Annotated in this window: 8 protein-coding genes; 2 read left to right on the top strand and 6 right to left on the bottom strand. The window is 57.5% G+C overall.

Translation table 11 applies throughout. From position 1 onward, the window contains the following. Positions 1–430 precede the first annotated feature (430 nt). A complete protein-coding gene (locus ABLU73_RS13895) occupies positions 431–1,729 on the top strand; it encodes an MFS transporter (RefSeq protein ID WP_064187564.1) in 1,299 nt (432 codons plus the stop codon). 3 nt (positions 1,730–1,732) lie between these two features. On the opposite strand, the gene ABLU73_RS13890 is transcribed toward ABLU73_RS13895, so the two are convergent. The 5 genes from ABLU73_RS13890 to trxC form a co-directional block, all read right to left on the bottom strand. Then, positions 1,733–2,056: a YfiM family lipoprotein gene (locus ABLU73_RS13890; RefSeq protein ID WP_004201811.1), complete on the bottom strand. Its 324-nt coding sequence runs from the start codon at positions 2,054–2,056 to the stop codon at positions 1,733–1,735. Between the two features lie 41 nt (positions 2,057–2,097). Next, positions 2,098–3,453, bottom strand: a complete 1,356-nt coding sequence (pssA, locus tag ABLU73_RS13885; RefSeq protein ID WP_004201812.1) for a CDP-diacylglycerol--serine O-phosphatidyltransferase — start codon at positions 3,451–3,453, stop codon at positions 2,098–2,100. A gap of 120 nt (positions 3,454–3,573) precedes the next feature. Further along, on the bottom strand, positions 3,574–6,225 hold the full coding sequence (pat, locus tag ABLU73_RS13880) for a protein lysine acetyltransferase (RefSeq protein WP_065905439.1): 2,652 nt from the start codon (positions 6,223–6,225) through the stop codon (positions 3,574–3,576). Positions 6,226–6,259: 34 nt separating this feature from the next. After that, a complete protein-coding gene (gene tapT, locus ABLU73_RS13875; protein ID WP_126065305.1) occupies positions 6,260–6,958 on the bottom strand; it encodes a tRNA-uridine aminocarboxypropyltransferase in 699 nt (232 codons plus the stop codon). A 69-nt stretch (positions 6,959–7,027) separates the two neighbouring features. Then, positions 7,028–7,453, bottom strand: a complete 426-nt coding sequence (trxC, locus tag ABLU73_RS13870; RefSeq protein ID WP_002914091.1) for a thioredoxin TrxC — start codon at positions 7,451–7,453, stop codon at positions 7,028–7,030. Positions 7,454–7,656: 203 nt separating this feature from the next. On the opposite strand from trxC, the gene ABLU73_RS13865 reads away from it, so the two are divergent. Continuing rightward, positions 7,657–8,742 carry a tRNA/rRNA methyltransferase gene (locus ABLU73_RS13865; protein WP_023318890.1) on the top strand — a complete coding sequence of 362 codons (1,086 nt, stop codon included), beginning with the start codon at positions 7,657–7,659 and terminating at the stop codon, positions 8,740–8,742. 55 nt (positions 8,743–8,797) lie between these two features. Here the strand turns inward: ABLU73_RS13865 and ung are convergent, their stop codons facing one another. Next, positions 8,798–9,487: a uracil-DNA glycosylase gene (ung, locus tag ABLU73_RS13860; RefSeq protein WP_004201816.1), complete on the bottom strand. Its 690-nt coding sequence runs from the start codon at positions 9,485–9,487 to the stop codon at positions 8,798–8,800. Positions 9,488–9,582: the final 95 nt, after the last annotated feature.

Genomic DNA, 9,582 nt, shown 5'->3' with positions numbered 1-9,582 from the left:
CGATGGTAGTGTGGGGTCTCCCCATGTGAGAGTAGGGAACTGCCAGGCATCAAATAAAGCAGAAAGCTCAGTCGGAAGGCTGAGCTTTTTTGCGTTTGTGTCATCCGGCGAGGGTGCCGGCATGCCTCCCCGGTAGCCCGGCCAGGGGGGCTCAGCACCGCCTCCGGCGAAAATCCCACCATATCTCCCTCATCATCTTCATTCAAAGCAACATAAAACCCCGTCGTGGCAATCCCTTCGCCATAATCCACTTTTTCCTTGCTCCTGCGCTGGCGTTGATCGCGAAAACCGTGCTTACGAAAAAAAATGTGAATGCAATCACATATAAAGATATAACAATTATATAACATTTAGTTTACTAACTAATTTGTCTGCGTGACGTGGTACGCCCGACAAGACAGATTGCAGTCTTTGCTGGAGCAATATAACAATGACAGAGAGTAGCATTACCGAACGGGCCGCGCCGGAGCTGGCTGACACCCGTCGTCGTATTTGGGCAATTGTTGGCGCTTCCTCGGGAAATCTGGTTGAGTGGTTTGATTTTTACGTCTACTCATTCTGCTCGCTCTATTTTGCCCATATCTTCTTTCCATCCGGAAATACCACCACTCAACTTTTACAAACGGCAGGCGTATTCGCCGCCGGATTTCTGATGCGTCCTATCGGTGGCTGGCTGTTTGGTCGGATCGCTGACCGCCGCGGACGTAAAACGTCCATGCTTATTTCGGTCTGCATGATGTGCTTTGGTTCACTGGTAATTGCCTGCCTGCCGGGCTATGCAGTCATCGGCACCTGGGCTCCGGCGTTGCTTCTGTTGGCCCGTCTGTTCCAGGGGCTGTCGGTCGGGGGAGAATATGGCACCAGCGCGACCTATATGAGTGAAGTGGCGATTGAAGGAAAGAAAGGCTTCTACGCCTCTTTCCAGTACGTCACGTTAATTGGCGGACAGCTACTGGCGGTATTAGTGGTCGTGGCGCTCCAGCAGGTGCTGAGCGACGAAGATCTGCATGCCTGGGGATGGCGTATTCCTTTTGCTCTCGGGGCAGTACTGGCCATCGTCGCGCTGTGGCTGCGTCGCCAGCTGGACGAAACCTCAAAGCAGGAGACCCGGGCGCTGAAAGAGGCTGGCTCATTTAAAGGGTTGTGGCGTAATCGCCGGGCCTTCGTGATGGTGTTGGGCTTTACCGCCGCCGGATCGCTGACCTTTTATACCTTTACTACCTATATGCAAAAGTATCTGGTCAACACGGCGGGAATGACGGCCAGCACCGCCAGCGTGATCATGACTGCGGCGCTGTTCGTTTATATGCTGGTTCAACCGCTGTTCGGCGCTTTTTCGGATAAAGTAGGCCGCCGTACCTCCATGCTGTGCTTTGGCGTACTGGCGACATTATTTACCGTGCCTATCCTGAGCGCCTTGCAAAAAGTGAGCTCCCCCTATGCTGCCTTCGGCCTGGTGATCTGCGCCTTGCTGATTGTCAGTTTCTATACCTCGATCAGCGGCATCCTGAAGGCCGAGATGTTCCCGGCGCAGGTTCGTGCGCTTGGGGTAGGGCTTTCCTATGCCGTCGCGAATGCCCTGTTTGGCGGCTCGGCGGAGTATGTCGCGCTGTCGCTTAAATCGGCGGGGATAGAGCACGCTTTTTACTGGTACGTAACGGTGATGGCGGCCATCGCCTTCCTGGTCTCCCTGATGCTGCATCGCAAGGGCAAAGGCCTGCGTCTTTAGCCGCTACTGGTGCGCCAGTTGCCACACAGCGTAGCCGGTGGTCGCGCCGGCTACATCCCAGGCGAAATCCTTCCAGCTCCAGCCGCTCCCTGCCGGGCGGCTGTCCCAAAGCTCTTTTGAGGCGCCGAGGCTGACAGAAAACATCAGGCCGATAGCGGCGCTGCGGTCCCGGCTGTAACCCTGATGTTGCGCATATTCATTGCCCGCGGCAGACAGCATCGCCGAGGCCAGAAAATGCTGGGCTTTGTCCTGACCGGACCATGCATCATTTGCCATGTGGCTGCAGCCCGTTAACATCAGCGAAGCAATCACGATTATCGTACGCATAGTGCTTCCAGAAAAAAGCCCCGTCGAGGCGGGGCTGATTGTCAGAGAATACGGCTGATCAGCCGGTCGATGCGGATCCGCCGTAGTCGGCGGATCAGTTTACGCACTTTCACCGGGTAGTCGGCAATACTTTGCAGATCCCGATAATGTTTCACCACCGTGGTGTGGGTGCGGATGAGCTTCAGCTCTTTCTCCCGCATGGCCCCCAACTGCTGCTTTGGATCGTGGATCAGAATGGCATTTTCCAGATCGAGTCGCCAGGCGCGCGGGTTAAGGTTGTTGCCGGTGAGCAGCATCCACTCATCATCAACCCACATGCCTTTCAGGTGGTAGCTGTTATCGTCATCCTTCCACAGGCGGACGATCAGCTGATCGGTATTCACATAATACTGCAGCCGGCTGAGGAAACGCCGCAGGTTGATTTCATACAGATAAGGAAGCGCGCCGATGATTTTAAACGGCTGATCTTCGGGAATATAGAAATCGTTAGCGGTTTTATCGCCGACAATAATCTCCACCTGTTTACCGTCGCGTAGCAGCTGGATGATATTTCTTACCAGCACGGCAGGAAGGTTGAAGTAGGGGGTGCAGATCGTTAACTTGTGCTCGGCACAGGGCATCAGGTGAAAGATAGTTTTGTTCAGCAGGCTGGATTTCCCCAGGCCTACCAGCGGGGTGACGGAGAGTTCTTCGTCACCGGCGGTGCCGACAAAATGGTAGCTGCGGTCGCGGAGCTCCTGACGGTACTGGCGAATGTCGTTTTTGATTTCCGGACTTTTTGGCCGATCCGGTCTGTCGAGACGATTCACACCGCGTCCCTGAACCAGATTATTGTCGACCCAGTCAAACATGACGTCCGCCATTTTGCCGTTTCGGATGCACTGATAGCGATCATAGCGGTACTTATCATGCTGATGCAGATAAACATCGTTCAGGCTGGCGCCGCTGTAGAGGACGCAGTCATCGATAATAAAGCCTTTGAAATGGAGAACGCCGAGCGCCTCCCGGGTGTTAATCGGCACGCCGTAAACGGGGATCTCTACGCCCGGATTTTCAGTGGCCATCCGGCAATACCAGTCGGCGTTGGTGTTGGAGGCGGCGGCGCCGATACGGCCACGTTGAGCGCGGTGCCAGTCCACGAGGACGCGAACATCCAGTTGCGGACGCTGACGCTTGGCGTCATACAGGGCCTGCAAAATTCCTTTTCCGCCATCATCTTGCTCCAGGTAGAGCGCAATAATGCATATACGCTGAGTGGCGTTGGCAATCCGGGTCAGTAACGCTTCCCTGAAATCCGCAGGGGCGTAAAAGAACTCTACATCATCAACTGACTGAGAAAGCTTAGGGAGTTGGGCAAGGTGTTGTTGATGTTTATTACGCTTAAATTTTGACAACATCACAGTGCGTTTCTTCTCTGTTTATTGAAGGGTCTTCTGTACCATGCAGACGACGTAAGCGGGCAATAATACCATTACTACCCGCTAATGTGGTCAACAATTGCGGTCAGCGTCGCGCGATTATCCCTGATTCAGGGGCAGCGACAGACTGACAATCCCATCTTCCAGCTGAATATCAACGGTGAATCCCAGCTTTCTGGCGAGGCCGATCATGCCTCGGTTATTCGGCATCGTAATCCCATTCAGCCGTTGCAGGCCATGGCTTTGCGTATAGGCGATCAGCTTTTCCAGCAGCCTTCGGCCCAGGCCTAACCCTTTCAAATCTGAACGGACCAGCACAGCAAACTCGGCATCAATATTATCAGGGTCGGAGATCGCCCGCGTCACGCCAAGGATCTCGCTCTGTTCCGCAGTGGTCCTGACGGCGACAAACGCCATTTCTCGATCGTAGTCGATCTGGGTCATATTGGCTAAGTCGTCATGGGTAAATTCGTTGATCTCACTAAAATAGCGATAATAGAGATCTTCTTTGGTGACCTGGGCGATAAACGCGAGCAGCTGCGGTTCATCTTCCGGCAGGATCGGCCGGAACAGACAGCGATCGCCATTTTTCATCACCACCCACTCCTCCAGCTGGTGCGGATAGGGACGAATAGCGAGACGGCTTTCACTGTCGCCGCTGAAGGGTGCAAGCCCAAGGGTAACATCCAGCGCCGTAAACTCGTTGCCGGAGGCGAGCAGGGGATGAATATCCAGGCGCTGGATCTCCGGGCAGTCGACGATCAGGTTCGAGACCTGAACCAGCAGCTGGCTTAAGCCCGCGATATCCAGCGGTCGCAATGCGCTGCGGCCGCGGATCTTCTTATTTTTGATCGCCTGGATCACCAGATAACGCGCCAGGTTCATATTCAGCGGCGGCAGCGCCACGGCGGCCTGGTCCTCGGCCCGCCACTCCACGCCGCCTTCGCCCAACATAATCAACGGGCCGAAGAGAGGATCGTGCTCAACCACCACTCTCAGCTCCTGGGCGCCGGCGCGATTGGCCATACTCTGCACCAGCAGGCCATGAATGCGCGCCCGGGGCCAGGCCAGCCTGACGCGATCGATCATCGCATCCGCTGCCTGCTGCACTTCTGCCGCGGTACGCAGATACAACATGACCCCCTGTACTTCTGATTTATGCGGAATATCCGGGGAACGCAGCTTCAACGCAACCGGATAGCCTATCTGCTCAGCAATATGCACCGCTTCCGCGCTGTCAGCGGCGATCCAGGTTGGCAGTGTGTGGATGCCGTAGGCCCGGAGTACCGGGCTGACCTCGTGGGTATCCAGCGTGGTGGCGCCGTCATCGATCGCTTGCTGGAGCAGGGCATGCGCCTTGCTGGTATTGGCGGTTAACGAGTCCGGCAGCACGGGGGTCTCGCGTAGCTGTTTCTGGTTACGGCGGTACTCGACCATATGCATAAAGGCGGTGATGGTCCCCTCCGGCGTACGGTAGGTGGGAAGGCCGGCATCGCTGAACAGCCGTCGCGCCTCCTGGGAGGAGAATTCGCCGCACCAGTTGGTCAGCACGGTGACATATTTGCCACGCGGATGGTGCTTCAGGGCGTCGATCAGCGCCAGGGCGCTCTCGGTGCCCGGCGCGGCGGCGCTGGGAGAGTGGATCACCAGCAGCGCGTCATAGTCCTGGCTGTTAAGCAGAATATTCACCGCCCGCTGATAATGTTCGCTGCTGGCGTCATCGCGTAGATCCAGTGGGTTGGCGATCTCGACGCCGCCCGGCAGCGCCTGGCGCAGAGCCTCGCGCGTCTCCTCGCTGAGGGTCGCCAGCTTACCGTTACGCAGCCAAAGCTCATCCAGCGCCAGCGCCGCCGGCGCCGCGCCGTTGCTGACGATCATCAGTTTTTCACCGCGCAGCGGGCGCATATGGCTCAGGGTTTCTACGGCGGAGAAGAGCTCATGGGTATCCTGGACCCGCAGTAGACCAGCACGCTGGATGGCCGCATCCCATGCCGGATCCATCCCGGAGTTGACGTGCAACAGCTTCTGCGCCGCGGGACTACGGCCGCTTTTAATCACCAGGATCGGCTTGTTTCGCGAGGCGCTGCGCGCGGCGGAAACAAACCGGCGCGCGTCGCTGAGATGCTCAAGGTAGAGCAAAATGGCGCTGGTTTTGCTGTCTCGGGCCAGAAAGTCCAGCAGGTCATCGACATCTATATCCAGACTATCACCCAGCGCGATGAAGTAGGAAAACCCCATCTCGCGCTGTTGCGCCCAATCAAGGATGGTGTTGGAGACGGCAGCCGATTGCGAGATAAAGGCCAGTTTACCGCGATGGATCGGCACCGGCGAAAAGCTGGCGTTCAACCCTTGCCACGGCGCCAGCAGGCCCAGACTGTTGGGGCCGAGCAGGCGCATCTGATGGCGGGTGGCGCACGCCAGCAGCGCCGGATACTGCTCAGGCTGCGAAGAAAGAATGATGCAGGTCTTGCAGCCTTTCTGCCCCAGGGCTTCAAGCAACTCGAGATTACGCCGCGCGTTGGTACAGAGTACCGCCAGATCCGGCGTAAAGGGCAGGCTCTCGATGGTGGGCCACGCCAGCACCCCGAGCACCGCCTTCCAGGCGGGGGTCACCGGCAGCACCGGGCCATTGAAGCCACCGGCTAGCAGGTTGCGCATCATGAGATAGCCAGCGCGCTGCGGTTTCATTGATGCGCCAATAACGGCGATGGACTTTGGTCGCAGCAGTGCTTCCAGGCCTCGTTGGCTCATACCGGTCTCCTTTCATCCCAGTGACCGAATGATTTTAAACGTTTTCCACCGGGTCCGCTGTGATACTGCCCTTATGCTGGGTTTTTCCCGCCAGGTAACGGGTCCGGAAGCGGGTGAAGTGTTCGCCAAGCGCTGCGGCGGCCGGTGCATCGCCCGCCAGGTCCAGCAGGGCGATGGCCACTTCCGCGGTACAATATTGTCCGTCGGCGTGCGCCTCGCGCAGATGGTAGGCTGAGATGCGGGACAGATCGACGGAGATTATCGGCAGCGCGTCCAGATAAGGGCTCTTACGGAACATTTTACGCGCTTCGGTCCAGGTGCCGTCGAGCATGATAAACAGCGGCGGTTTGCCAGACGGCGGCGCGCTCAGGACCTGGCGCTCCGGCCCGGCGTAGGAGGCGGGGAATACCACCATCGGCTGGTAATCGGGATGGGCGACCAGATCAAGCAGCCCCTGCGACGGCTCGGTTCTCGACCATTGATAAGCCTCGGTATTCGGCAGAATATCGGCGATGAGCCGACCGGTGTTGCTGGGCTTCATCGGCTCCGTATCAAACATCACCAGGCAAAAGCGGCTGGTGGCCTGCGCCGGCGTTAACGTGGCGCACAGACATTGCTTGAGCGGCAGCAGACAGCGCTGGCAGCGGCGGATGCGATTGCCGCGCGCAAGGAAAGGGCGGGTGGCTCGCGCGAGACGTTCGGCGCGCAGGCGAAGGACAGCGTTATCAGTCATGGGAGTCGCTAATGAAAAGCGCTATTGTCGCAGAGGCTAAAACGGGGCACAAGCGGTGCCCCGGAAGGATTACTGCTGTCCGGCTTCGTTCAGCCAGCTATCAAATGGCGCTTTTGGCACCGCGCCATTGAGCATGTCGATCACTTCGCCATTTTTGAACATCATAATGGTCGGGATGCTGCGGATACGAAACCGTGCGCTAAGCTCACGTTCCGCTTCGGTGTTAACTTTCACAAAGCGCATCTTCCCGCTACGCTCTTCCGCAACGTCTTCAAAGATCGGCGCGAAGCTACGGCAGGGACCGCACCATGGCGCCCAGAAATCAACAACGACCGGCAGATCGTCCTTTAAGAGTTTATCCAGCGTTGCCCCGGTCGCGTTGATGACGTCGCCGTCAAAAAGATCGTGACCGCAGCGTCCGCACTTTGCGCCATCCGCGCTACGATCGTCCGGGAGGCGGTTCAGAGCCTGACAACTGGCACAAACGGTATTCATAACTAACCTCTGGTTATGGGTTGCAACGTGGCACGTGGCCGATATGTTTCTGTGATGTTACATATTATCGATTAAGTGTTATTTAAGGACAATGCGTTTTGTTCGATGAGTGCAATAGAGGCCGGCTTTTAAACGAAATCATGGCGAAGCGATGACACATCGGGTAATCTGCGCGCTTCGCGCAGCGCAGGTGGAGAAAATTGATGAGCGACGAACTGAAAAATAAAAGCGGCAAGGTCAAAGTGATGTATGTCCGCAGTGATGATGATTCTGACAAACGCACCCATAACCCACGTACCGGGAAAGGGGGAGGTCGTCCAGGAAAATCTCGTGTTGACGGCCGCAGCCGCCCTGCGCGTGACGAACGAAACAGCCGCGGTGACGATCGTAAACGCGATGACCGCAAGCGTGATGAGCGCAAGCGCGATGATTTTCATCGTGACGATGCGTCCCCGTGGCGTACCGTTTCCCGCGCCCCTGGCGATGAGACGCCGGTAAAAGAAGATCACGGCGGGATCAGCGGGAAGAGCTTTATCGATCCGGAAGTACTGCGTCGCCAGCGCGCGGAAGAGACCCGCGTGTATGGTGAAAACGCCTGTCAGGCCCTGTTCCAGAGCCGCCCGGAAGCTATTGTCCGCGCCTGGTTTATTCAGAGCGTGACGCCGCGTTTTAAAGAGGCGCTGCGCTGGATGGCGGCTAACCGTAAAGCCTATCATGTGGTTGATGAAGCCGAGCTGGCGAAAGCCTCCGGGACCGATCACCACGGCGGCGTCTGCTTCCTGATCAAAAAACGCCACGGCACCTCTGTTGCCCAGTGGGTCGCGAAGGCCGCAGAAGAAGATTGCGTTCTGGCGCTGGAAGACGTGGGTAACCCGCACAACCTCGGGGCGATCATGCGCAGCTGCGCGCACTTCGGCGTGAAGGGCGTTGTGGTTCAGGATGCCGGCGTGCTGGAGTCCGGCGCGGCGATCCGTACGGCGGAAGGCGGTGCGGAACATGTTGAGCCGATCACCGGCGACAGCTTCATCGATACTCTTGATCAATTCCGTCAGGCGGGCTACGCGATTGTCTCGACCTCCAGCCATAATGGTACCCCGCTGTTTAAAGCCGAGCTGCCGAAGAAAATGGTGCTGGTGTTAGGCCAGGAGCGCGATGGCCTGTCGGATGCAGCGATCTCCAGCGCGGACCTCAGCGTCGCCATCGATGGTACCGGCAATGTCGAAAGCCTGAACGTCTCTGTGGCGACCGGCGTTCTGCTGGCGGAGTGGTGGCGTCAGAACAAGGCGTAATACCTGTCCCTGAATAAAAAAGCCAGCTGATGCTGGCTTTTTTTATGGCTGTCGATCACTCGCTTTCGGCGGGAAGGACCGGCATCCAGTCAATCGGCGCTTCGCCGCGCTCGGTCAGCCACTGATTGGTCTGCACGAAATGGTTGCTGCCAAAGAAGCCGCGATGTGCAGAGAGCGGTGACGGGTGCGGCGCCTTCAGTACGCAGTGGCGCTGGCGATCGATAATCGCGCCTTTCTTCTGTGCATGGGAGCCCCACAGTAGAAAGACCACTCCCTCGCAATGCTCATTGATTAACGCGATTACCTTATCGGTAAACGTTTCCCAGCCGAGACTGGCGTGCGAGTGCGCCTGCCCGGCGCGGACGGTCAGGACCGTATTCAGCAGGAGCACTCCCTGGCGCGCCCAGCTTTCCAGGTAACCATGGGTAGGGCGGGTAAAGCCAGGGATAGTGGCCTCGAGCTCTTTGTACATATTTAGCAGCGAGGGCGGGATGGCGACGCCCGGGCGAACCGAGAACGCCAGACCGTGGGCTTGCCCCGGGCCGTGATAGGGGTCCTGGCCGAGAATGACGACTTTGACATCGCCCAGTTCGGTAAAGCGAAACGCATTGAAGACGTCTTTTTGCGGTGGATAGATGGTGATCCCGGACTGGCGCTCTTCGGCGACGGTCTTCAGAGTATTGAGAAAATAGGGTTGTTGCTTTTCATCCGCCAGCACGTCATGCCAGGTTAAAGGGGTGGTCATCTTGCTCTCCTGCAAAGGGTCATTGCTATAGCTTAACGGCTTCTTTCTACAGAACAAAATCGGCACGGCTCAACGCGGGCCTTCATGCAAAAAAA

It is taken from the genome of Klebsiella sp. GG_Kp175 (assembly GCF_040062325.1).
GTDB lineage: Bacteria > Pseudomonadota > Gammaproteobacteria > Enterobacterales > Enterobacteriaceae > Klebsiella > Klebsiella quasipneumoniae.
This window is presented reverse-complemented; position numbering and strand designations above follow the sequence as displayed.